Source organism: Streptomyces pilosus (assembly GCF_014649835.1).
GTDB classification, from domain to species: domain Bacteria; phylum Actinomycetota; class Actinomycetes; order Streptomycetales; family Streptomycetaceae; genus Streptomyces; species Streptomyces pilosus.
This window is the reverse complement of the sequence record NZ_BMTU01000004.1, coordinates 273,024-296,414: the sequence shown is the minus strand read 5'-3', so window position 1 is coordinate 296,414 and position 23,391 is coordinate 273,024. Positions and strand designations below refer to the sequence as shown.

General features: G+C 73.7%; 19 protein-coding genes. 8 read left to right on the top strand and 11 right to left on the bottom strand.

Going from position 1 to position 23,391, the window contains the following annotated elements; translation table 11 throughout:
• Positions 1-89: 89 nt before the first annotated feature.
• Complete coding sequence (locus tag IE118_RS12480) at positions 90-1,124, bottom strand: LacI family DNA-binding transcriptional regulator (protein WP_189557869.1); 1,035 nt, start codon at positions 1,122-1,124, stop codon at positions 90-92.
• On the bottom strand, positions 1,121-3,502 hold the full coding sequence (locus IE118_RS12475; RefSeq protein WP_189557868.1) for a glycoside hydrolase family 2 protein: 2,382 nt from the start codon (positions 3,500-3,502) through the stop codon (positions 1,121-1,123). The genes IE118_RS12480 and IE118_RS12475 overlap by 4 nt, the downstream gene beginning before the upstream one ends.
• A gap of 145 nt (positions 3,503-3,647) precedes the next feature.
• Here IE118_RS12475 and IE118_RS12470 point away from each other — a divergent pair, with 145 nt between their 5' ends.
• From IE118_RS12470 to IE118_RS12460, 3 genes are read left to right on the top strand one after another with little or no spacing between them, the layout of a single operon-like run.
• Complete coding sequence (locus IE118_RS12470) at positions 3,648-4,970, top strand: ABC transporter substrate-binding protein (RefSeq protein ID WP_189557867.1); 1,323 nt, start codon at positions 3,648-3,650, stop codon at positions 4,968-4,970.
• Positions 4,970-5,860: a carbohydrate ABC transporter permease gene (locus IE118_RS12465; RefSeq protein ID WP_189557866.1), complete on the top strand. Its 891-nt coding sequence runs from the start codon at positions 4,970-4,972 to the stop codon at positions 5,858-5,860. Before IE118_RS12470 ends, IE118_RS12465 begins: the two co-directional genes overlap by 1 nt.
• Complete coding sequence (locus IE118_RS12460) at positions 5,857-6,687, top strand: carbohydrate ABC transporter permease (RefSeq protein ID WP_189557865.1); 831 nt, start codon at positions 5,857-5,859, stop codon at positions 6,685-6,687. The genes IE118_RS12465 and IE118_RS12460 overlap by 4 nt, the downstream gene beginning before the upstream one ends.
• Before the next feature lie 95 nt (positions 6,688-6,782).
• Here IE118_RS12460 and IE118_RS12455 read toward each other — a convergent pair whose 3' ends face one another.
• The 3 genes from IE118_RS12455 to IE118_RS12445 all read right to left on the bottom strand — a co-directional run bounded on the left by IE118_RS12455 (position 6,783) and on the right by IE118_RS12445 (position 9,866).
• Positions 6,783-8,063, bottom strand: coding sequence for an HRDC domain-containing protein (locus IE118_RS12455; RefSeq protein ID WP_189557864.1), 1,281 nt, complete (start codon positions 8,061-8,063; stop codon positions 6,783-6,785).
• Between the two features lie 197 nt (positions 8,064-8,260).
• Positions 8,261-8,923 (bottom strand): helix-turn-helix transcriptional regulator, encoded by a 663-nt coding sequence (locus tag IE118_RS12450; protein ID WP_030212648.1) that lies wholly within the window; start codon positions 8,921-8,923, stop codon positions 8,261-8,263.
• A 268-nt stretch (positions 8,924-9,191) separates the two neighbouring features.
• Complete coding sequence (locus IE118_RS12445; RefSeq protein WP_189557863.1) at positions 9,192-9,866, bottom strand: DUF3000 domain-containing protein; 675 nt, start codon at positions 9,864-9,866, stop codon at positions 9,192-9,194.
• Between the two features lie 145 nt (positions 9,867-10,011).
• Here IE118_RS12445 and hemE point away from each other — a divergent pair, with 145 nt between their 5' ends.
• Entirely contained in the window at positions 10,012-11,106 is a 1,095-nt protein-coding gene (hemE, locus tag IE118_RS12440) for a uroporphyrinogen decarboxylase (protein ID WP_189557862.1), read from the top strand.
• Positions 11,107-11,221: 115 nt separating this feature from the next.
• The gene (locus tag IE118_RS12435) at positions 11,222-13,264 is read left to right on the top strand and encodes a SpoIIE family protein phosphatase (RefSeq protein ID WP_189557861.1); all 2,043 of its coding nucleotides are present in this window, start codon (positions 11,222-11,224) and stop codon (positions 13,262-13,264) included.
• A 12-nt stretch (positions 13,265-13,276) separates the two neighbouring features.
• Here IE118_RS12435 and IE118_RS12430 read toward each other — a convergent pair whose 3' ends face one another.
• A complete protein-coding gene (locus tag IE118_RS12430; RefSeq protein WP_189557860.1) occupies positions 13,277-14,098 on the bottom strand; it encodes a rhomboid family intramembrane serine protease in 822 nt (273 codons plus the stop codon).
• Positions 14,099-14,230: 132 nt separating this feature from the next.
• Between IE118_RS12430 and IE118_RS12425 the strand changes: the two genes are divergently transcribed.
• Complete coding sequence (locus IE118_RS12425; protein ID WP_189557859.1) at positions 14,231-14,569, top strand: hypothetical protein; 339 nt, start codon at positions 14,231-14,233, stop codon at positions 14,567-14,569.
• Between the two features lie 25 nt (positions 14,570-14,594).
• Here the strand turns inward: IE118_RS12425 and IE118_RS12420 are convergent, their stop codons facing one another.
• Both IE118_RS12420 and IE118_RS12415 read right to left on the bottom strand, forming a co-directional pair.
• Entirely contained in the window at positions 14,595-15,992 is a 1,398-nt protein-coding gene (locus tag IE118_RS12420; protein WP_189557858.1) for an FAD-dependent oxidoreductase, read from the bottom strand.
• 44 nt (positions 15,993-16,036) lie between these two features.
• Positions 16,037-17,029, bottom strand: a complete 993-nt coding sequence (locus tag IE118_RS12415; protein ID WP_189557857.1) for a DUF4349 domain-containing protein — start codon at positions 17,027-17,029, stop codon at positions 16,037-16,039.
• Between the two features lie 156 nt (positions 17,030-17,185).
• On the opposite strand from IE118_RS12415, the gene hemG reads away from it, so the two are divergent.
• Positions 17,186-18,643 (top strand): protoporphyrinogen oxidase, encoded by a 1,458-nt coding sequence (gene hemG / locus IE118_RS12410; protein ID WP_189557856.1) that lies wholly within the window; start codon positions 17,186-17,188, stop codon positions 18,641-18,643.
• Between the two features lie 5 nt (positions 18,644-18,648).
• A complete protein-coding gene (hemQ, locus tag IE118_RS12405; RefSeq protein WP_189557855.1) occupies positions 18,649-19,374 on the top strand; it encodes a hydrogen peroxide-dependent heme synthase in 726 nt (241 codons plus the stop codon).
• 77 nt (positions 19,375-19,451) lie between these two features.
• On the opposite strand, the gene IE118_RS12400 is transcribed toward hemQ, so the two are convergent.
• The 3 genes from IE118_RS12400 to IE118_RS12390 all read right to left on the bottom strand — a co-directional run bounded on the left by IE118_RS12400 (position 19,452) and on the right by IE118_RS12390 (position 23,382).
• Positions 19,452-21,065, bottom strand: a complete 1,614-nt coding sequence (locus IE118_RS12400) for an alpha/beta hydrolase (protein ID WP_189557854.1) — start codon at positions 21,063-21,065, stop codon at positions 19,452-19,454.
• A 96-nt stretch (positions 21,066-21,161) separates the two neighbouring features.
• A complete protein-coding gene (locus IE118_RS12395; RefSeq protein WP_189557853.1) occupies positions 21,162-21,944 on the bottom strand; it encodes a TIGR04222 domain-containing membrane protein in 783 nt (260 codons plus the stop codon).
• A 127-nt stretch (positions 21,945-22,071) separates the two neighbouring features.
• A complete protein-coding gene (locus IE118_RS12390; protein ID WP_189557852.1) occupies positions 22,072-23,382 on the bottom strand; it encodes an MbnB/TglH/ChrH family RiPP precursor modification enzyme in 1,311 nt (436 codons plus the stop codon).
• Positions 23,383-23,391 lie beyond the last annotated feature (9 nt).

Genomic DNA, 23,391 nt, shown 5'->3' with positions numbered 1-23,391 from the left:
TGCTACTTGCGGGTAACGTGACTGCCCAGTCCCGCTGCGTGGAGCGGCGAACATCACACGTCCGGCGGCGCCCGGCAGGCGGGAACCCGTCACGGCGGGGCCGTGGACCCCCGCGGGGTCAGCACCGGAGTCGGCACGGGGTGCGACGCCGGATCGTCCCCGGAGATCACACCGAACAGTGTCCGCGCCACCTCCGCACCGAAACCGTGCACATCATGGCTCATCGCCGACAACGTCGGATGCGTCAGCCGGCACAGCTGCGAGTCGTCCCAGGCCAGCAGCGACACGTCGTCCGGCACCCGCAGCCCCATCTCCGCCACCACCGACAGCCCCGCCACCGCCATGATGTCGTTGTCGTACACGATCGCCGTCGGCCGTTCGCCCGGCGCGGCCGTCAGCAGCGAGCGCGTGGCCCGCGCCCCCGCGTCCCCGGAGAAGTCCGTCGCCACCTGCCACGCCCGCCCCGCCGGTTCCAGCCCCCGCACCGCCTCGTCGAACGCCGTCGTCCGGATCGACGTGTGCCCGAGCGCCGCCGCCCCGCCCACCCGGGCGATCCGCCGGTGCCCGAGCGCCGCCAGGTACCGCACGGCCTCTCCCACCGCCGAGGCGTCGTCGGTCCACACCGACGTCAGCCCGCCCGTCAGCGACGGATGCCCGACCGCCACCACCGGCACCCCCAGCCGCCCGGCCACCGCGGGACGCGGGTCGCCGTCCCGGAAGTCCACCAGGATCGACCCGCCGATCTGCCGTCCCCTCCACCACGACTCCAGCAGCCCGGACTCCTCCTCCGGGCTGCGCAGCAGCCGCAGCAGCAACGAGCAGGAGCGCTCGACGAGGACGCTCTCCACGCCGGAGACGAACTCCATGTAGAATGGCTCCAGGCCCAGCAGCCGGGCGGGCCGGCATATGGCGAGACCCACCACGTCCACCCGCGACCCGGCGAGCGTGCGCGCGGTCGGGCTGGGCGCCCAGCCCAGCTCGCGCGCCGCGGCGAAGATCCGGTCCCGGGTCGCCTCCGACAGGCCGGGCTTGCGGTTGAACGCGAGGGACACGGCCCCCTTGGACACACCGGCGCGCGCGGCGACGTCCTTGATGGTGACGCGGGGGGTCGGCGTTGCCGTCATCGAGTGGGCTCCACGCAGTACAGGGCGGAACGGGCGGTCTGCGGGTCCGGAGTCTTCCAGCCCCGCACCCCGATGGTCACCTCTTCCCCGGGCAGCAGCGTCACCAGCCCCCGGTCGGCCGTCGCCTCCGGATCCAGCCGGTCCGCCTGCAACAGCAGGTCCCGTACCAGGGTGCGGGCCGTGACCGTGATCCCTTCGGGCACCACCGCGACCTCGAACTCGGGGCGCGGATAGGGGATGTCCCGGTCCGCCGCCGGGAAGTGCAGCGCCCGCAGCCCTCCCGCGTCGGCGACCAGGAACTCCCCGGGCCCGGCCGGCACCAGACCGGCCGGCAGCGCGACCGTGCCCACCGTCCGCCCCGGCGCGGTCAGCTCCGGCCGCGCCTCCGCGAACACCGTGCCGTCCACGGACATCCGGCGCAGCCGCAGCGTGTCCCGCCAGTCCCCGGCGGCCTGGTTGACCGCCGCCACCACCAGCCCGTCCCCGTCGGCCCGCACCGTCAGCAGCCGGTCCGCGTACAGCCGCCGCAGCTCGTGGTAGAGCGGCTTCTCCCGCCCGTCCCCGTCGATCGCCGCCCACGAGGTGACCGGCCAGCAGTCGTTGAGCTGCCACACCACCGTGCCCGCGCACACCGGCCAGTGCGAGCGCCAGTGCTCGACGCCGGCGGCGACCGCGCGCGCCTGGGTGACCTGCGTCAGGTAGTGCCAGCGGTCGAAGTCGCCCTCCGGCACGGCGAAGTGCCGGGCCAGCCCGCGCTCCAGCTTGCCGTTGCCGTCGTCCGCCTTCTGGTGGTGCAGCATGCCGGGGGAGTCCGGGGCGAGCTCCTCACCGGGCAGCGCCCGCCGCAGCGTGGCGTGCGCGGGCGGCGCCTGCCAGCCGAACTCGGCGACGAAGCGCGGGACGTCGAGCCGGTAGTCGGCGTAGTCGGCGCGGTTCCACACCTCCCAGGAGTGGTGCGTACCGTGCGCCGGGTCGTTCGGGTGGTGCCGCCAGGAACCCGACCACGGGCTGCCCGCCGTGTAGGGCCGGGTCGGATCCGACTCGGCCACCACCCGCGGCAGTACACCCAGGTAGTAGCCCTCTCCCCAGGAGTCCCCGGCCAGCGCCGGTTCCCAGTCCCAGTCCCGGAAGCCCCAGAGGTTCTCGTTGTTGCCGTTCCACAGCACCAGCGAGGGGTGCGGCATCAGCCGTACGACGTTCTCCCGGGCCTCCGCCTCCACCTCACCGCGCAGCGGCTGCTCCTCGGGGTAGGCGGCGCACGCGAACGGGAAGTCCTGCCAGACCAGCAGCCCCAGTTCGTCGCAGGCGTCGTAGAAGTCCTCGCTCTCGTAGATCCCGCCGCCCCACACGCGCACCAGGTCCACGCCCGCGCCGGCCGCCTGCTCCAGCCGCCGCCGGTAGCGGTCGCGGGTGATCCGGGAGGGGAAGACGTCGTCCGGGATCCAGTTGACCCCCCGCGCGAACAGCCGTTCGCCGTTGACCACCAGGGTGAACCCGGTGCCGTGCGCGTCGGGCGAGGTGTCCAGCCGCACGGTCCGGAACCCGATCCGGCGCCGCCAGGAGTCCAGCGCCTCCTCGCCGTGCAGCAACGTCAGCTGCACGTCGTACAGCGGCTGGTCGCCGTACCCCCGGGGCCACCACAGGCGTGCGTCCGGAACCCGCAGCCGCACCGTCCCGGCCGTCCCGTCGAGCTCCGCGCGGGCGCTCACACCGCCGGCGGTCGCCTCGACGGCGAGCGGTGCCTCGACCCGGGAGCGCTCAACCTCCACCGCCAGCTCGACCCGGCCCGCGCCGTCCTCGACGGTGACCAGCGGGCGCACCCGGGCGATCCGGGCCGTCGACCACCGCTCCAGCCGCACCGGCCGCCAGATCCCGGCCGTCACCAGCGTCGGCCCCCAGTCCCAGCCGAACGAACAGGCCATCTTGCGCAGGTACTGGTACGGCTCGGGGTACGCGCCGGGCCGCTCGCCCAGTCTGCCGCGCACCGCCTCGGCCTCCGCGTGGGCCGAGGCGAACCGCACGGCGAGCCGCCCGCTCAGCCCGGTCACGTCGAAGCGGTACGAGCGGTGCATGTTCCGCACCCGGCCCAGCGGCCGGCCGTCGAGCAGGATCTCGGCGACGGTGTCGAGCCCGTCGAAGACGAGGTCCGTCTGCTCGTACGCGCCCGGCCCGGCGCGCAGTTCCGTCTCGTACGTCCAGTCCCGCCGGCCCACCCACGCCACCTCCGCCTCGTTGCGCCCGAGGAAGGGATCGGGGATCAGACCGGCCGCCAGCAGATCGGTGTGCACGCACCCCGGGACGGAGGCGGGGAGCGCGTCCCCCGTGCCGTCCGGGTGTCGCAGGATCCATCCGTCGGTGAGCGGTGTGACCTGACGCATGCACACTCCCTAAACCGGTTGAGGTCGGTGACAGCAAGGTTCTGGCATCGTTGGCGCAATTGAGACTTTACCGGTTCAGTGAGTGCTGCCAGAGTGCCGAACCAGCCATCCCACCCGTGCTCGTCCGCCCGTGAACGGAGCCGTGATGCACCCGAACCGCCGCACGACACTCACCGGATCGATCGCCCTGCTCGCCCTCCTGGCCTCCGCCTGCACGGGCACGGGAGGCTCCAGCGAGGGAGCGGACGCCGAGGCCCCCGACGACCCGTCCGAGGTCAAGGGCTCCATCACGGTCCTCACCCACCGGACCGACCTGGTGCAGGACGGGACGATGAAGAAGTACGCCGCCGCGTTCAACAGGACCCACCCCGGGGTGAAGGTCGAGTTCGACGCCCTCACGGACTACGAGGGCGAGGTCAAGATCCGCATGAACACGGAGAACTACGGCGACGTCCTGATGATCCCCGCGGTCATCGAGAAGAAGGACTACCCCCGGTTCTTCGCCTCGCTCGGCACCCGGGAGGAGCGCGCCGCCAAGTACCGCTTCACCGACTACTCCACCGTCGACGGCAAGGTCTACGGCCAGAGCCCCATCGGCACCGTCCCCGGCTTCGTCTACAACAAGAGGGTCTGGAGGGAGGCCGGCGTCACCGACTGGCCCACCACGCCGGAGGAGTTCCTCCGGGACCTGAAGGCGGTCAAGTCCAAGACGGACGCGGTGCCCTACTACACCAACTTCAAGGACATGTGGCCGCTCACCTCGTGGACCAACGTCAACGGCTCCGTCGGCTGCGACCCGGAGGCCACCAGCGGACTCGCCGAGGGCGACCCCTGGGCCGAGGGCTCCGACCTCCGCGTGGCCGACACCCTGCTGTACGACATCGTGCGCGGCGGCCTCGCCGAGAAGGACCCGACCACCACCAACTGGGAGGCGTCCAAGCCGAAGCTGGCCAAGGGCGAGATCGCCACCATGTGGCTGGGCTCCTGGGCCGTCGTGCAGATGCGGGACGCCGCGAAGCAGGCCGGGACCGACCCCGCCGACATCGGCTTCATGCCCTTCCCCGCGCAGAAGGACGGCGTCTTCTGCGCGGTGACCTCCCCGGACTACCAGCAGGCCGTCAACGTCAACTCCGACCACAAGGAGGCCGCCCGCGCCTGGATCGACTGGTTCACCGACGAGTCGGGCTACGCCGCGGCCGATCTCGCCCTCTCCCCGCTGAAGGACGCCCCGCTGCCCGACATCCTCGAACCGTACGAGGAGGCCGGCGTCAGGCTCCTCGACCTCGACGACAGCAAGGGCGCCGAGGTGAAGTCCATCGACAACCACTCCGAGGTCGGCATCTTCAAGCCCGACTACCGGCAGGAGATCGTCGACCTCGCCCGCGGCGCACGCAAGGGAAACCTCGACGACTTCCTCGCCGGCCTCGGCAAGCGCTGGAACGAGGCACGCGGCTCGCTGGGGTCCTGATGACCGACACCACCGGCACGGCGGCGCGGCCCGCGCGCCGCCTCACTCCCTGGCTCTTCCTGCTCGCCCCGCTCGCCCTGCTGCTCACCTTCACCTACGCGCCGATCGCCAACATGATCGCGTACAGCTTCACCGACTGGGACGGTGTGAGCCCGCAGCTCGACTTCACCGGCGCCGGCAACTACACCGAACTCCTCACCCGGTCCGAGCTGTTCGAGGTCTTCTTCGTCAGCGGCTACTACCTCGTGGCGTCCGTGGCGCAGATCGCCCTCGCGCTGTACTTCGCCACGGTCCTCAGCTTCGACGTCCGCTTCCGGAACTTCTTCAAGGGCGTGCTGTTCTTCCCGTACCTGATCAACGGGGTGGCCATCGGCTTCGTCTTCCTCTACTTCTTCCAGGACGGCGGCACCCTCGACTCCGTCCTGGGCCTCCTCGGCGTGCGGACCGACCACGCCTGGCTGGGCACGCCGTTCTCCGCGAACACCTCGCTCGCCGGCGTCTCCGTCTGGCGCCACCTGGGGCTCAACTTCGTCCTGTTCCTCGGCGCCATCCAGTCCGTCCCGGGAGAGCTGTACGAGGCGGCCGAGCTCGACGGCGCGAGCCGGTGGCAGCAGTTCCGGTACATCATCGCGCCCGGCATCAGACCGATCCTGAGCCTCAGCGTGATCCTGGCCGTCTCCGGCTCGCTGTCGGTCTTCGAGATCCCGTACATCATGACCGGCGGCGCCACCGGCACCGAGACCTTCGTGATCCAGACGGTGAAGCTGGCCTTCCAGTTCAACAAGACGGGGCTCGCCTCGGCCGCCGCCGTCGTCCTGCTGCTGATCGTCCTGGTGGTCACCTGGGTGCAGCGGCGCATCGTCCCCGACGAGAAGGTGGACCTCGTATGACCCGCCGCGCCGCGGCCCGCGCCCTGGTGTACCTGTCGCTGCTGCTGGCGACGCTGGTGGTGCTGCTGCCGCTCGCCGTCGTCCTCCTGACCTCGCTGAAGTCCTCGGAGGAGATGGCGGACGGCAGCGGGGCGCTGGCCCCGCCCGACGACCCGCTGAACTTCGGCAACTACGTGACGGCCTTCCGCGACGGCCAGATGCTGTCCGCCTTCGGCAACACGGCCCTCGTCCTCGTCGTCGCCGTCGGCGGCACGATCCTCATCGGCTCGATGACGGCGTACGCGATCGACCGCTTCCGCTTCCGCTTCCGGAAGGTGGTCGTCGCCCTGTTCCTGCTCGCCGCGCTGGTCCCCGGGGTGACCACCCAGGTGGCGACCTTCCAGATCGTCGACAGCCTCGGCATGTTCGACAGCCTGTGGGCGCCGATCGCGCTCTACATGGGCACGGACATCGTGTCGATCTACATCTTCCTGCAGTTCATCCGCTCCATCCCGGTCTCCCTGGACGAGGCGGCCCGCCTGGACGGCGCCAACGCCTTCACCGTCTACCGCAAGGTGATCCTCCCGCTGCTGAAACCGGCGATCGCGACGGTGGTCATCGTGAAGGGGATCAACGTCTACAACGACTTCTACATCCCCTTCCTCTACATGCCCTCCGAGGATCTTGGCGTGATCTCGACGTCCCTGTTCCGCTTCAAGGGACCCTTCGGGGCGCACTGGGAGACGATCTCGGCGGGCGCGGTCCTGGTCATCGTCCCCACCCTGATCGTCTTCCTCTTCCTCCAGCGCTTCATCTACAACGGCTTCATGAGAGGAGCCACCAAGTAGACGTGCCGCAGGTCGAGCACCCCCAGGGGCGCGGGGAACCGCGCGGGCGGCCACGACGCGGCCGCACCCGCCGGACGGCACCCGCCGGACGGCGACTAGGCAGCCAGCGCGGCGACCAGCACGGGCGTGACCTGCTCGACCTGCCAGGCCCGCGCCCCGAGCGCGGTCAGCGCCGCCGCCACGGACTCCTCGCCGGCCACCGCCGGAGGCTCCCAGCACACCCGGCGCACCGTGTCCGGCGTGATCAGGTTCTCCGCCGGCATCCCGAGCCGCTCGGCGAGCGCGTTCACCCCGGCCCGCGCGGCCGTCAGGCGCGCCGCGGCCTCCGGGTCCTTGTCCGCCCACGCGCGCGGCGGCGGGGGACCGGCCACCTGCTGGCCGGGCTGCGGCAGCCGGTCCTCGCTCAGCGACCGCGCCCGGTCGACGGCGGCCTGCCACTGCTCCAGCTGGCGCCGCCCCACGCGCTGCCCGAAACCGTTCAGCGCGCCCAGGGCGTGGTGGTTGGCCGGCATGGCCAGCGCGGCCTCCACGATGGCCGCGTCGGAGAGGACCTTGCCCGGGGAGACGTCCCGGCGGCGGGCGATCCGGTCGCGGGCCTCCCACAGCTCCCGGACGACGGCCATCTGCCGGCGCCGGCGGACCTTGTGCATGCCGGAGGTGCGCCTCCAGGGGTCCTTGCGGGGCTCCGGCGGCGGCGCGGAGGCGATCGCGTCGAACTCCTGCCGGGCCCAGTCCAGCTTGCCCTGCCGGTCCAGTTCCTTCTCCAGCGCGTCCCGCAGGTCGACCAGCAGCTCGACGTCGAGGGCGGCGTAGCGCAGCCAGGGCTCGGGCAGCGGACGGGTGGACCAGTCCACGGCGGAGTGGCCCTTCTCCAGGACGAAACCGAGCACGTTCTCCACCATCGCGCCGAGCCCGACCCGGGGGAACCCGGCCAGCCGTCCGGCCAGCTCGGTGTCGAAGAGGAGGCTCGGCCGCATGCCTATCTCGCGCAGGCACGGCAGGTCCTGGGTGGCGGCGTGCAGCACCCATTCGACGCCGGACAGCGCCTCGCCCAGACCGGACAGGTCGGGACAGGCGACGGGGTCGATCAGCGCCGTGCCCGCGCCCTCGCGGCGCAGCTGGACGAGGTAGGCGCGCTGGCCGTAGCGGTAGCCGGAGGCGCGCTCGGCGTCGACGGCGACGGGGCCGCGGCCCGCGGCGAAGGCGGCGACCGCCTCCGCGAGGGCGGCCTCGTCGGCGATCACGGGGGGAATGCCCTCGCGCGGTTCGAGCAACGGAGTCGGCGCCTCCGTAACAGAAGATCCGCCGTCGTCCGGAGGGGCGCCTCCGGTGGTTCGCAGTGAACGGTCTGCTGCGGTGTCGTGGGCGTCGGTCACCTGTCAAGAGTATCCGTACGGCCCGGCGCCCGATCTGCCCGCGCGCGCGAGGTCCACGCCGGCCAGCGAAAACAGGCCTCGGCGGACGGCCGGAGCGCGGCGCGCGCGAAGGCGCCCGCCGACCGTGCCGGTCGGCGGGCGCCCTGCGCGGGCTTCTAAGGGGGGCCGGTGAGGGGAGCGGGCGGGGAATCGGAGGGTCAGTGGATGATGCCCGTGCGCAGGGCCACCGCCACCATCCCGGCGCGGTCGCCCGTGCCGAGCTTGCGGGCGATGCGCGCGAGGTGGCTCTTGACGGTCAGTGCGGACAGGCCCATCGAGACGCCGATCGCCTTGTTCGACTGGCCCTCCGCCACCAGGCGCAGCACCTCGACCTCGCGGCCGGACAGTTCGCGGTAGCCGCCCGGGTGGCTCGGGGCACCCGGGGGGCGGCGGTGCAGCCGGGCGGCGGCGGCGCCGATCGGGGCGGCACCGGGCCGGGTGGGGAGCCCGAGGTTGGTACGGGTGCCGGTGACGACGTATCCCTTCACTCCGCCGGCCAGCGCGTTGCGCACGGCGCCGATGTCGTCGGCGGCGGACAGCGCGAGGCCGTTGGGCCAGCCCGCGGCGCGGGTCTCGGAGAGAAGGGTGAGGCCGGAGCCGTCCGGCAGATGGACTTCGGCGACACAGATGTCACGGGGGTTGCCGACGCGGGGACGAGCCTCCGCGACGGACGAGGCCTCGATGACGTCGCGTACACCGAGCGCCCACAGGTGGCGGGTGACGGTGGAACGCACGCGGGGGTCGGCCACGACCACCATGGCGGTCGGCTTGTTCGGGCGGTAGGCGACCAGGCTTGCGGGCTGCTCGAGGAGAACGGACACCAGGCCTCCTGGGGGGCGGGACGGGGCCGGCTCGTGGGGGGTGCTGGGGGACGAACCGTGCTTTCAAGGTCACAGTCGTCTTCGGCAGCAAACCTGGAGTCCTTTAGGGAATGATCACGAAGTAGTGAGTAACAATCTGGGCAATTCGGACGCACGGTCGATCATTCGAAGATCGAACGGTTTCGGTCTGCGTCGCAACGCTTCCGAAAGTGGCCGTATCGACAAAGTGATCCCGATCGATGATTGCGTGGAGCCCGGAGCGGGAAGCTCAGCGCGACTGCGGCCCCCGGCGCTGCGGCAGCGTCACGACCGACGCGTCCCCCGGAGCGGCCGGCGGCAACCCGGCGACCTGCGCCAGCAGATCGCACCAGGCGACCAGGTGCGTGCCGGTGTCCGGTACCCCGCCCAGCCCCTCCCGGGGCGTCCAGGAGGCGCGGATCTCGATCTGCGAGGCGGCGGGCCGTGCCGACAGTCCGCCGAAGTAGTGGGAGCCGGCCCGCGTCACCGTGCCGCTCGGCTCGCCGTACGCCAGCCCGCGCGCGGACAGCGCGCCGGTCAGCCAGGACCAGCACACCTCCGGCAGCAGCGGGTCCGCGGCCATCTCCGGTTCCAGTTCCGCGCGCACCAGCGTCACCAGGCGGAAGGTGCCCCGCCAGGCGTCGTGCCCGGCCGGGTCGTGCAGCAGCACCAGCCGCCCGTCGGCCAGGTCCTCCTCGCCGTCCACGACCGCGGCCTCCAGCGCGTACGCGTACGGGGCGAGCCGCTTCGGCGCGGGGGCGGGATCGATCTCGATCTGCGGCCGCAGCCGCGTGCCCCGCAGCGCGTCGACAGCGGCCCGGAAGGGCGGCGGAGGTGCCCCTCCGTGCCCGAGGTCGTCCCCGGTGTCCTTCGGTTCGTCCATTCCGCCAGCACCGTCCGACAGTCGTCCCTGAGCCGCAGCCATGCGGGGAAGGTTAAGCGGAACGGGCCCCCGGCGCAGGGAGGGACACCCGTGCCGCCCGGGGGTGTCCGGATCCCGCCCCACGTGCACCGCGTACCGGACGACCTCGGGTCCGGACGGCCGGGCCGGTCGTGCGAGACTGGCCGGTGTGAGTGCCAACGCGAGCCCGACGGGCCAGACGCCGACAGCGACCCCCGGCGGGGTCAAGAACGACGCGGTCAAGGATTCAGCCTTCCTCAAGGCGTGCCGCCGCGAGCCGGTGCCGCACACGCCGGTGTGGTTCATGCGGCAGGCCGGGCGCTCACTGCCGGAGTACCGCAAGGTGCGCGAGGGCATCGGGATGCTCGACTCCTGCATGCGCCCCGAACTGGTCACCGAGATCACGCTGCAGCCGGTCCGCCGCCACCGCGTCGACGCGGCGATCTACTTCAGCGACATCGTCGTCCCCCTCAAGGCCATCGGCATCGACCTCGACATCAAGCCCGGCATCGGCCCGGTCGTCGAGCAGCCGGTCCGCACCCGCGCCGACCTCGCCCGGCTGCGCGACCTCACCCCGGAGGACGTCTCCTACGTCACCGAGGCCATCGGGATGTTGACCCGGGAACTCGGCCCCACCCCGCTGATCGGTTTCGCCGGCGCCCCGTTCACCCTCGCCAGCTACCTCGTCGAGGGCGGCCCGTCCCGCACGTACGAGAACGCCAAGGCGATGATGTACGGCGACCCGGAGCTCTGGGCCGACCTGCTCGACCGCCTCGCCGAGATCACGTCCGCGTTCCTGAAGGTGCAGATCGAGGCCGGCGCCTCGGCCGTCCAGCTCTTCGACTCCTGGGCCGGCGCGCTCGCCCCCGCCGACTACCGGCGCTCCGTGCTGCCCGCCTCCGCGAAGGTGTTCGACGCGGTGGCCGGCTTCGGCGTCCCGCGCATCCACTTCGGAGTCGGCACCGGCGAACTGCTGGGGCTCATGGGCGAGGCCGGCGCGGACGTCGTCGGCGTCGACTGGCGCGTCCCCATGGACGAGGCCGCCCGCCGCGTCGGACCCGGCAAGGCGCTCCAGGGCAACCTCGACCCGACCGTCCTCTTCGCCGGCCGCGAGGCCGTCGAGACCAAGGCGCGGGAGGTGCTGGACTCGGCCGCGGACCTGGAGGGCCACATCTTCAACCTCGGCCACGGCGTCATGCCGAACACCGACGCGGACGCCCTGACCCGTCTCGTGGAGTACGTCCACACGCAGACCGCGCGCTGAGCCACCGCGCGCCGAGCCACCGCGTGCGCCCCGCGCGCGTCGGACCCCGGGGGCGGGGTACTGGGCCCTTACGCTGCCCACCGATCGCTCCCGGGACCGGGCAGGTGGAGGCACCATGAGGCTCGCGATGTTCGACCCGGCCCCCATCGGCGTCGTGGTCACCCAGGGGCCGGACCACCGGCTCGCGTACACCAACCAGGTCTACCGCAGGACCTTCGGCGACCGCCCGCTGGGCCGGACCGTCCGCGACGCGTTCCCGGACCTCGCCCAGTCCGGCTACTTCGACATCTTCGACCGCGTCTTCGCCACGGGCACGGCCGAGGTGCTCACCGCCGTACCCGTCGACCTGATCTATCCCGGCGCGCCCTCCAGGGAGACGCGGTACTTCACCTTCAGCATCTCCCACGCCACGATGAGCGACGGACGGCACGGGGTGCTCGGCGTGCTGGTCGAGGTCACCGAGCAGGTCACCGCCGCGAAACGGATCCGCGTCCTGTCCGAGGAGCGCCGCCGCGCGCTGCAGCGCTACCGCAGCCTGGTGAACGCCGGGTCCCAGATCGTGTGGGTGACCGGCCCCAAGGGCGGGGTGACCGAGCCGAGCCCCGGCTGGGAGCGGGTGACCGGACAGAGCTGGGAGGAGTTCCGCGGCGACGGCTGGATCGACGCGCTCCATCCCGACGACCGTGCCCCCGCCGTGGAATCGTGGCACCGGGCGGTGACCGAACCGACGCCGCGCTGGACCCACACCTACCGGCTGCGGCTGGCCACGGGCGGGTACCGGCACTTCGCCGTCGACGCCGCGCCGGTGCGCGACGGCGACACGGTGATCGAATGGGTGGGCACCTGCACGGACGTCGAGCAGGAGTGGCAGGAGACCCGCCGTGAGGAGCTGCTGGCGCGGGCCACCACCGTCACCGCCGGCATCGCACGGCTGGACGACATGCTCGCCGCCCTCTCCGAGGTGATCGTGCCGGACATCGCCGACAACTGCACCGTCCACCTCCTGCCGCACGCCCTGCACCGCCCGCCGGGCACCCCGCTCACCGCCGAACGGGTCGCCGCCGTCAGCCGCCCCGGGCTGCCGGACCTGCCCCCGCACCAGGAGGAGCACCTCGGCCCGGGCAGTCCGCTCGCCCGCGCCGCCGACGGACGCGACCCCGTGCACGCCGTCTTCCCGCCCGGAGAGCCCCCGCCGGACCTCTCCCCGCCCGGCGCCGCACCGTGGCTGCCCCCCGGCGCCAACAGCGTCGTCCTGCTCCCCGTCGTCGTCGACGGCGTCACGGCCGCCCTGGTCACCGCCTCCGCCAGCGGCGACCGCCCGCCCCTCGGCCAGGCCGAGATCAGCCTGCTGCGCACCCTCCTGGAACAGGCGCACACCCCCCTGCGCAACGCCATGGAGTACCAGCGCACCCGGCAGGTGGCCCTGGCCCTCCAGCGCAGCCTGCTCACCGACCCGCCCGACGTGCCCGGCCTGGACATCGCCGTCCGCTACCGGCCCAGCACCGCGGCCGCCGAGGTCGGCGGCGACTGGTACGACTCCTTCACGCTGCGCGACGGCGCCACCGTCCTCACCATCGGCGACGTCGCCGGCCACGACCTGCCCGCCGCCGTCGTCATGAGCCAGCTGCGCAACATGCTCCGCGGCCTCACGCTGGACCGCCAGGAACCCACCGGGACGATCCTGCGCCGGCTGGACATCGCCGTGCAGACCCTGTACCTCGAATGCACCGCCACCTGCGTCCTGGCCCGCGTCGAACCCGGGGACGCCGGCGGCCTCCGGCTCCACTACTCCGTCGCCGGCCACCCGCCGCCCCTGCTGGTCGGGGCGGACGGCACCGCGCGCTTCCTGACCGCGGCCCGCTCCCCGATGCTCGGCCTGGTCCCGCACCCGGAGTACGACAGCGCCGTGCAGCCGCTCGAGCCCGGCTCGACCCTGCTGCTCTACACCGACGGCCTCGTGGAACGCCGCACCGAGGACCTCACCGCCGGCCTGGAACGCCTGCGCCGGCACGCCGCCGAGGCCGTCACCCGGCCCCTGCAGGCGTTCTGCGACACGGTCCTCACCGACCAGCTCACCGTCGACAACGACGACGACGTCGCCCTGATCGCCCTGCGCGTGCCCGGCGGTCCGGGGGCGTCCGGCGGGCTCCCCGGCTAGCCGGTTGAGCTATCAGGTCCGCCGCGCCTGCCGGCCGAAGCGGACGCCGTGCGGGTCCGGTGGTGGCGGGGTGCCGGGTCTGAGCGGCCAGGCGAGGAGCGTGCCGACGACGAAGCCGGCCACATGGGCCACGTAGGCGACGGTGCCGGCGTCGGACACTCCCTGGCCGGCGGAGTAGAACGCCTGCAGCACGAACCAGGAGCCCAGGACGAGCCAGGCCGGCAGCCGCAGCGGCAGGAAGATCAGGAAGGGGACGAGGACCCAGACGCGGGCCTTCGGGTAGAGCACCAGATAGGCGCCCAGGACCCCGGCGACGGCTCCGGAGGCGCCGATCAGGGGGTCGCCCGAGCCGGCGTCGAGGAGGGCGAAGCCGTACGCGGCGGCGTAGCCGCAGACGAGGTAGAACAGCAGGTACCGCACGTGACCCATGCGGTCCTCGACGTTGTTGCCGAAGATCCACAGGAACAGCATGTTGCCCAGCAGGTGCAGCCAGCCGCCGTGCAGGAACATCGCCGTGAGGACGCTCAGCTCGGGGGACTTGTCGTAGCCCGGCCGGTCCACCACGCATCCCGGACCCTGGGGGCCCACGCCCGTGTCGCCGGTGGGCACCAGGTTCGGCATCCGGTGGTGGATCAGCTCCTGCGGGACCGCCGCGTAACGCTCCAGGAACGCCTGGAGGTGACACAGCTCGGCCAGGCTGCTGCTGCCGCCGGTGAGCGAGTCGGCGACGCCGGGCGTGAAGGCGAGGAAGACGACGAAGTTGGCGGCGATCAGCGCGTACGTCACCCACGGGGTGCGTCGCGCCGGGTTCACGTCGTGCACGGGGATGACCACGTCGCACAGGTGCCCGGAAGGGGCCGGGCGAATCCGCGGCCCGGCTGAACGCGGCCGCACAGGCGTACGTATGACTCCCCGACGTCCGCGGCGCGGGGAAGGCGCCGCGGGGCCGAGGTGAGGATGGTGGCGATGAACGACCGAGTGAGTCCCGCGATGCAGGCGCTGCCCGACGGCGAGGCCGAGCTGACGCTGGTGGTGCGCCTCCCCTGGGAGGACGTCGCCCGGCTCGGCCAGGAGGCGGGGCGGCTCGCCTCCCAGATGCAGCGGCCGGTGACGCTGGACGAGGCGGTGAGCCACCGCCTGCGCTCCGCGCGGGCCGCCGCGCACGCGAAGCCGGCGGGGGAACAGCCGCCGCCCGTGCCGTCGGGCGCCTCGATGCCCTCCGTCTCGTCGGTGTCCTCGTTGCCGTCCCGGCCGCCGGCGGAGCAGGCGCGGCAGGCGATCGAGAGGATCAACGGGACCGGGTGAACCGGCGGGGTGCCGCACCGCCCCCTTACCCGGTTCCCCCGATCTTCGCCGACGCCTTGCGGGCCGCCACCAGGACCGGGTCCCAGACGGGGGAGAACGGCGGTGCGTAGCCGAGGTCCAGGGCCGTCATCCCGTCCACGGTCATACCGGCCGTGAGGGCGACCGCCGCGATGTCGACCCGTTTGCCCGCGCCCTCACGGCCGACGATCTGCACGCCGAGGAGCCGGCCCGTGCGCAGTTCGGCGAGCATCTTCACCGTCATGGGCGAGGCGTCCGGGTAGTAGCCGGCGCGGCTGGTCGACTCGATGGTGACCGACTCGAACCGCAGACCCGCCCGGCGGGCGTCCTTCTCCCGGAGCCCGGTGCGCGCGATCTCCAGGTCGCACACCTTGCTGACCGCCGTGCCGACCACGCCCGGGAAGGTGGCGTAACCGCCGCCGGCGTTGGCCCCGATGATCTGGCCGTGCTTGTTGGCGTGCGTGCCCAGCGGGATGTGCCGCTGCTGCCCGGAGACCAGGTCGAGCACCTCGACGCAGTCGCCGCCCGCCCAGATGTCCTCGTGCCCGCGCACCCGCATGGATCGGTCGGTGAGCAGCCCGCCGGAGTCCCCGAGGGGAAGCCCGGCCGCCCGGGCGAGGGCCGTCTCCGGCCGCACGCCGATACCGAGGACGACGACGTCGGCGGGGTACTCGGCGCTCTCCGTGGCGACCGCGCGCACCCGGCCGTCGTCACCCGTCGGCAGTCCGGTGACCTCGGCGTCGTTGACCATGGTGATGCCCATGCCCTCCATGGCCCGGCGCACCAGGCGCCCCATGTCCGGGTCGAGGGTCGCCATGGGCTCCTTGCCGCGGTTGACGACCGTCACCTCGTAGCCGCGCTTGATCATCGCCTCGGCCATCTCCACGCCGATGTAGCCGGCGCCGACCACCACCGCGCGGCGGCCGCGCGTCACCCGCAGCGTGTCCAGCAGGGCCTGCCCGTCGTCCAGGGTCTGCACCCCGTGCACCCCGGGGGCGTCCATGCCGGGCAGCTCAGGGCGGATCGGCCGCGCACCGGTGGCGATCACCAGCTTGTCGTACGACGTCCAGGACTCGGCGCCGGACTCCACGTCACGCGCGCGCACCCGCCGGCGGTCGGTGTCGATCTCCGTGACCTCGGTGCGCAGCCGCAGGTCGATGTCCCGCGCGCGGTGCTCCTCGGCGGTGCGCGCGATCAGCCGGTCCCGGTCGGGGACGTCCCCGCTCACCCAGTAGGGGATGCCGCACGCCGAGAACGAGGTGAAGCTGCCGCGTTCGAACGCCACGATCTCCAGCTCGTGCGGCCCCCTCAGGCGGCGGGCCTGGGACGCCGCGGACATCCCCGCGGCGTCGCCACCGATCACGACGAGACGTTCCCTCGCACCACGCGCATCGCTCTTGTCCATGCGAACACGCTACGGCGAGGGACCGCCGAGGAGCCCGGGACCCTTCAGTTCGGCCCGTTCCCCTGCCCGCCACCCGGCCGGAAGGGAGCGGGGAGCGGGCCCGCGTCCCCGGCCGGACGGCGCCGCCGCAGCAGGGGGCGGACGGCCCGCACCCACAGCAGGACCAGCAGTGCCGCCAGGGCCGCGAACGGCAGGACCGCGCCGATCGCCACCGTCAGCCAGCGCAGCACGGTCACGAACGCCTCCCATCCCCCGGCGAGGGCGTCCAGGAATCCGGGACCCTCGTCGTCCTTCCCGCCCTGTTCCGACGGCGCCCCGGACAGGGACAGCGTGATCGTCGCCAGGCTCGTACGGTCCTTCAGGGACGCCTGCTGCGCCAGCAAGGACTCCAGGTCCGCCTGACGGACGCTCAGTTCGCCCTCCAGGGTGACCACGTCGCTCAGTTTCGTCGCCCGGTCCATCAGCTCGCGGACCCGGGCCACGCTGGCCCGCTGCGACGCGACGCGGCTGTCCACGTCGACCACCTGCCCGGTGACGTCCTCCGCCTTCGCGCGCCGCTCGACCAGCTCGCCCACCCCCTCGAGACCGGCGAGGACCTCCGCGTACCCGGCGACGGGCACGCGCAGCACCGCGCGTGTGTGCTCGTGTCCCTCCGCGTCCCGGCGGGTGGTCTCCTCACCGACGTACCCGCCCGCGTTCTCGGTCGCCGTACGGGCCTCGTCCAGCGCCTCGGGCACGTCCTTCACCCGCACGGTCAGCGAGGCGGTGCGGATGACGTGGTTCGCGGTGACCTTCGGCGTGGCAGCCGGGGCACCGTCCGCCGAGCCGCCCGGGGCGCCCTGCTCGGCGCCGGCGTCCCCGGCGCCCTCGTCCCGCGCGGCCCCCTGGCCCCGCTCCGGCGCCACGGCGGCCTTGTCGTCGGCCATGGAACCGCCCGAGTCGCCGCCCGCACCACTGCACCCGGTGACCGTGAGGGCCGCCGCCAGCAGGACCCCGGCCAGCGCCTGTGCGGGTCGTACGGACCGTCGTGTGCGCATGTGTAACTCCCCCTGCGTCGTGATGACTGACGCTCCTTCGACGCGGTGCGGGGGCGAAACGTTGGTGCCGGACGGTCCCGATGCGGTCACGGTAGGGACTCGGCGGGGCCACATGGCCCTGGCGGGAGCGCCGGCGCCGTCTGAGAAGGTGGAGGCATGAGCGGATCACATGCGGGCGACGGGCCGCGGGTCGTCGTCGTCGGGGCCGGGATCGCCGGGCTGGCCGCCGCGCACCGGCTGCTGGGGCGCGGCGCGCGGGTCACCGTCCTGGAGGCCTCGGACCGGGTCGGCGGCAAGCTGCTGCCCGGAGAGATCGCGGGCGCCCGCGTCGACCTGGGCGCGGAGTCGCTGCTGGCCCGCCGCCCCGAGGCGGTCGGTCTGGCCCGCGAGGTGGGCCTCGCCGACCGGCTCCAGCCACCGGCCACCGCCTCCGCCGCGCTGTGGACCCGCGGCGCCCTGCGCCCCATGCCCAAGGGCCACGTCATGGGTGTGCCGGGCACCGCCGCCGCCCTCGCCGGCGTGCTCTCCGACGAAGGGCTCGCCCGGATCGAACGGGACGCCGACCTGCCCCGTACCGAGGTCGGCGACGACGTGGCGATCGGCGCCTACGTGGCGGAGCGCCTCGGCCGCGAGGTCGTCGACCGTCTCGTGGAGCCCTTGCTCGGCGGGGTGTACGCGGGCGACGCGTACCGCATCTCGATGCGCGCGGCGGTCCCGCAGCTGTTCGAGGCCGCCCGCACCCACACCTCCCTGACCGAGGGCGTCCGGGCGGTCCAGGCGAAGGCCGCCGCGGCCGGGCAGAGCGGTCCGGTGTTCATGGGCATCGCCGGGGGAGTGGGCACCCTCCCGCTCGCCGTCGCCGAGTCCGTGCGGGCCCGCGGCGCCGAGATCCTGACCGGCACGCCCGTCACCGGACTGCGCCGTGAACCGGAGGGCGGCTGGCGGGTCGTCGCCGGCGAGCGGGTGCTGCGCGCCGACGCGGTCGTCGTCGCCGTGCCCGCGCCGGCCGCCGCCGCCCTGCTGCGCGCCGAGGCGCCCGGCGCCGCCGCCGAACTCGCCGGTGTGGAGTACGCCTCCATGGCGCTGATCACCCTCGCCTACCGCCGCGCGGAGACCGACCTTCCCCAGGGCAGCGGCTTCCTGGTGCCGCCCGTCGACGGGCACACCATCAAGGCGTCCACCTTCGCCTCCCACAAGTGGGGCTGGATCGCCGGGGAGAACCCGGACCTGGTCGTGCTGCGCACCTCGGTGGGCCGCCACGGCGAGACGGAGATCCTCGACCGTGACGACGCCGGCCTCGTGGAGGTCTCCCGCCACGACCTGAAGGCGGCCACCGGCCTGACCGCCGCCCCGGTCGCCACCCGCGTGACCCGCTGGCAGGACGGCCTGCCCCAGTACCCCGTCGGCCACCACGCGCGCGTGGGCCGGGTCCGCGCACACCTCGCGGGCCTCGCCGGGCTCGCCGTGTGCGGCGCGGCCTACGACGGTGTCGGCGTCCCCGCGTGCATCGCGAGCGCGTACGCCGCCGCCGACCAGATCCACGGTGACCTGCGCGGTGTGCAGCAGCTCACCGCCCACCCGGTGCAAAGCCTCCACGGCGGAGCAGGAGAATGAGGCCCATGAGTGACGACGCCACCACCCCCGACCGCATCCCCAACAAGGGCAAGCTGGCCAAGGACCTCAACGAGGTCATCCGCTACACCCTCTGGTCGGTGTTCAAGCTGAAGGACGTGCTGCCCGAGGACCGCGCCGGGTACGCCGAAGAGGTCCAGGAGCTGTTCGACCAGCTCGCCGCCAAGGACGTCACGATCCGCGGCACCTACGACGTGTCGGGTCTGCGCGCGGACGCCGACCTCATGATCTGGTGGCACGCGGAGACCGCCGACCGGCTCCAGGAGGCGTACAACCTCTTCCGCCGCACCCGGCTCGGCCGCGCGCTCGAGCCGGTCTGGTCGAACATGGCGCTGCACCGCCCCGCCGAGTTCAACCGCTCGCACATCCCGGCGTTCCTCGCCGACGAGACGCCCCGCAACTACGTGAGCGTCTACCCCTTCGTGCGCTCCTACGACTGGTACCTGCTGCCCGACGAGGACCGCCGGCGCATGCTCGCCGACCACGGCAAGATGGCCCGCGGCTACCCCGACGTGCGCGCCAACACGGTCGCCTCCTTCTCGCTCGGCGACTACGAGTGGATCCTCGCCTTCGAGGCCGACGAACTGGACCGCATCGTCGACCTGATGCGCCACCTGCGCGGCTCGGAGGCCCGGATGCACGTCCGCGAGGAGGTGCCGTTCTACACGGGCCGCCGCAAGGACGTCGCCGACCTGGTCGCGGGCCTGGCCTGACCGCCCATGGGCCTGCCCGCCGGGCGGGCCCACGGGCGCCGTCCGGGTGGCGCGCGGACGCGGTCCCGGACGGGTGTCTAGCGCGGTCCCGGCCGTTCCACCGGCCGGGTCCGCGGCCCCGGCTCCGGCTCCGGGTGCGGGGCGCAGGAGGCGTGCCGTCCCGGGACCCGGCCCCGCAGCAGGTACGCCTCCAGGTGCCCGTTCACACAGGCGTTGGGGCCGCCCGCGATGCCGTGGCTGCCGGCGTCCCGCTCGGTCACCAGCGCCGAACCGGCCAGCCGCCGGTGCAGTTCCAGGGCGCCGTCGTAGGGGGCGGCCGCGTCCCGCTCGGCGGCCAGGATCAGCGTGGGCGGCAGCTCGCCGCGCCCCGCACGCACGTCCAGCGGCCGCTGCCGGGGCCCCTCCCAGTAGGCGCAGGGCAGATTCGTCCACACGTTGGCCCAGGTCTCGAAGGGCGCCCGGCGCGCGAGCCGGGTGTTGTCCCGGTCCCACACCGCCCAGTCGGCCGGCCAGGGCGCGTCGTTGCACTCCACGGCGAGGTACACCGCCCGCGCGTTCTCCGCCTCCGCCGCCGCCTCCGGATAGGTCTGCGCCTGTTCGACCAGCGGCCCGGGGTCGCCCTTCAGGTACGCCGACAGCGCCCGCGCGCGGTGCGGCCAGAGGTCGTCGTAGTACGCGGCCCGGAGCAGTGCCGCCTGCAACTGCTCCGGGCCCACCTTCCCGCCCGCCGGTTCCTTCGCCAGCCGGGTCCGCGCCTTCTCGTAACTCGCCTGCACCGCGCGGGCGTCGTCGCCGAGGCCGTACACGTCGTGGTGCCGGGCGGCCCACGCCCGGAAGTCCGCCCAGCGGTCCTCGAACGCCGCCGACTGGTCGAGGTTGTTGCGGTACCAGACCTGCTCCGGCGCCGGGTTCACCGCCGCGTCGAACACCATCCGCCGCACGTGCGAGGGGAACAGCGTGGCGTACAGCGCCCCGAGGTACGTGCCGTACGACGAGCCCAGGAACGTCAGCCGGTTCTCGCCGAGGGCGGCGCGCAGGACGTCCAGGTCGCGAGCGTTGTTCAGCGAGTGGAAGTGGCGCAGGGAGTCCCCGGTCCGCTCGGCGCAGCCGCGCGCCTGCGCCTTCGCCCGTTCGATCCGCTCGCGCTTGTGCCCGGCCGAGGGGTGGGCCGGCGCGTCGGTGGGGGCCTCCTGGAACGTCTCCGGGTCCGCGCAGGACAGCGGCGCCGAGCGGCCGACTCCGCGCGGGGCGTAGCCGACCAGGTCGTAGGCCGCCGCGATGCGCTTCCACTCGGGGAGCGCGCCCATCATCGGGAAGTACGTGCCGTCGGCGCCCGGCCCGCCCGGGTTGTGGACCAGGGAGCCCTGCCGCGGCACCCCGCGCCTGCCGTCGTCCGGGTCCTTCCCGGTGGCCCGGACCCGGCTGACGGCGAGTTCGAGCTGCGCGCCGTCCGGGCGGGCGTAGTCGAGCGGGACACGGACCGTGCCGCAGCGGACGGTGCCCGGAAGCTGCTGCGCGGCGGGGCAGGCGCCGAAGTCGATGCCCCGGTCGGCGGCGCGGGCGGCGGCCACCACGGTGCCGCGCAGCTCGGCCGCGAGGGGCGCTGCGTCGGTCCCGGCGCCGGCCGGGGCGGCGGCCAGGGCGGTGAGGAGCATGGACCCGGCGGCCACATGGACGGCGGCGGTTCTCATCGGCGATCCCTTCGGTGCACAACGGCGACAAAAGGGATGTTTCGGGTGGCGGGGGTGTGAGGCAAGCACCGCAAGCACCCTTCGCCGGGTGTGTCGTCAGTGCCCCGGACGCGGTTCGCGGTGCGCGAAGGCGGCACGCAGTTCCGGCTCGCCCACCGCGTGGACGCCGCGTACCGCGACGGAGGTGAGGTACGCGCGGTCGTCCCCGCCGCCGGCCTCCCGGGGCAGCGCGCCCAGCAGCCGCTGACCCGCGGGGGAGGCCCAGCGCGAGTAGGGGTGGGCCTCGAACCGCGCGATGGCCAGGCAGCCGAGGGTGAGGATCAGCGGCAGCGCGAACCACAGGGCGACCAGGTGGCGCGGCACGTCCGACGGGACCGGCATGAGCAGCGCGGTCACCGCCAGCCCGGCCACGGCCGCCGCGGCGAGCCGCACCTGCCGCACCGCGTCCGCGACGGTCGTGCCGGCACCGTCCGGCACCGCCAGACCTGCGCCGACCAGCCGCTCCGCGATCCCGCGCACGGGATCCGCGGTCGCCGCGGCCGCCCGCACCGGGGCGATGGGCGACTGTCCCCCCGGCCCTATGGCCCCGAGGACCGAGCGCTCCATGTCGTCCCGCCCGCGCGGGTCGACGACCGTCGCCCAGCCGGTGTGCGCCAGCAGCAGCCGCCGCTGACGCGCCATCGCGACGAGCGTGACGTCGGCGACCCGGCCGGGACCGCCGGACAGGAAGGCGGCCTCGTACAGCGTCAGACCGCGCCCCTCCGCGGCGCCGCGACCGCCGGTGGACGCGGCGGCGCCGCGCACGGCGGACAGACACAGCCGCAGGCCCGCCACACCGGCGACGGCCCAGGCCAGGAGCAGGAGCGGGACCCAGAACATGAGTTGTTTGTAAGCGACACGGTCGCGGGAACACCATGCCCTGTTCACGATCCGGACGCAGTGTTGTCGGTATGTGACGTTCCGCTCGGGTGTGCGCGGCCGCGCGGCCGCGCGGCGCCGGCGCGGTTCAGCGCCGCAGCAGCACCCGTCGCGTGGCCCGCACCAGCCGCACCGCCGGCCTGCCCGACCGGGGTGCGGGCCCCGACCGTTCCCGCCACCACTCCCGCAGCTCGCGCCGCGCCCGCGCGTCCTCCGGCCGCCGGGCGAGGAGCAGTTCCTCCACGAAGTCCATCGCGTCCCGCCGGTAGCCGCCGGTCATCGGCCGCGTCCGCGCGTACGCCAGGAAGGCCGGCCGGTACCCCTCCCCGAGGAGCACCGGCAGTTCGGGCGCGACCTTGGCGACGACGTCGGCCCGCTTGGCGGCGAGCGCCCGCGCCTGCACCGCCATCCGCCCCCGGTCGAACCCCTCCGGCACGGGTGTCCCGGCGACCAGCGCGGAGAGCACGGCGGTCTGCGCGAGGGCGAGCCGCTGCCGCGCCGCGTCGACGGAGCCCCGCCGCGACGCGGGCCGGGCGCCGGCGGGCGCGGCCGGAGAAGCCTGCCTGCTCTCCGACCCCTTGACGACCGCGTCCCGGATCGCGGTCAACTCCCGCTCCGTCTCCGCCGCGTCCGGGAAGTTCTCGTCACGCTCCAGCAGCACCCCGGGCGGGGACACGCGGGAGGCGAGGTCGGTGAGGACGTCCAGCACCGGCTGCGGGACGGGGTGCGCGTGACTGTCGTGCCACACGCCGTCCCGCTCGAACCCGCCCGCGACGTGGACATAGGCGATGGCCTCCAGGGGCAGTTCGGCGAGTGCCCGGGCCGGGTCCTCGCCCCGGTTGACGTGGTTGGTGTGCAGGTTGGCGACGTCGATGAGCAGCCGTACGCCGGTGCGGTCGGCCAGCTCGTAGAGGAACTGTCCCTCGGTCATCTCCTCGCCGGGCCACGAGATGAGCGCGGCGATGTTCTCCACGGCGAGGGGCACGGGCAGCGCGTCCTGGGCGATCCGGACGTTCTCGCAGAGCACGTCCAGGGCGTCACGGGTGCGCGGCACGGGCAGCAGATGCCCGGCCTCGATCGGCGGGGAGGCGGTCGGCGCCCCGCCGGCCCGTACGAACGCGATGTGCTCGGTGACGAGCGGCGAGCGGAGCGCTTCGGCCCGTTCGGCGAGGGCGGCCAGCCGTCCCTCGTCGGGCCGCTCGGCCCCGCCGAGCCCCAGCGAGACCCCGTGCGGCACCACCGTCACCCCGCGCCGGCGCAGCCGCAGCAGCGACTCGGGCAGATGGCCGGGACAGACGTTCTCGGCGACCACCTCGACCCAGTCGATCCCCGGCATCCCCTCCACCGTGTCCGCGATCTCCGGCCGCCACCCGATTCCGGTCCCCAGCCTCAGATCCATCCCCGTCCC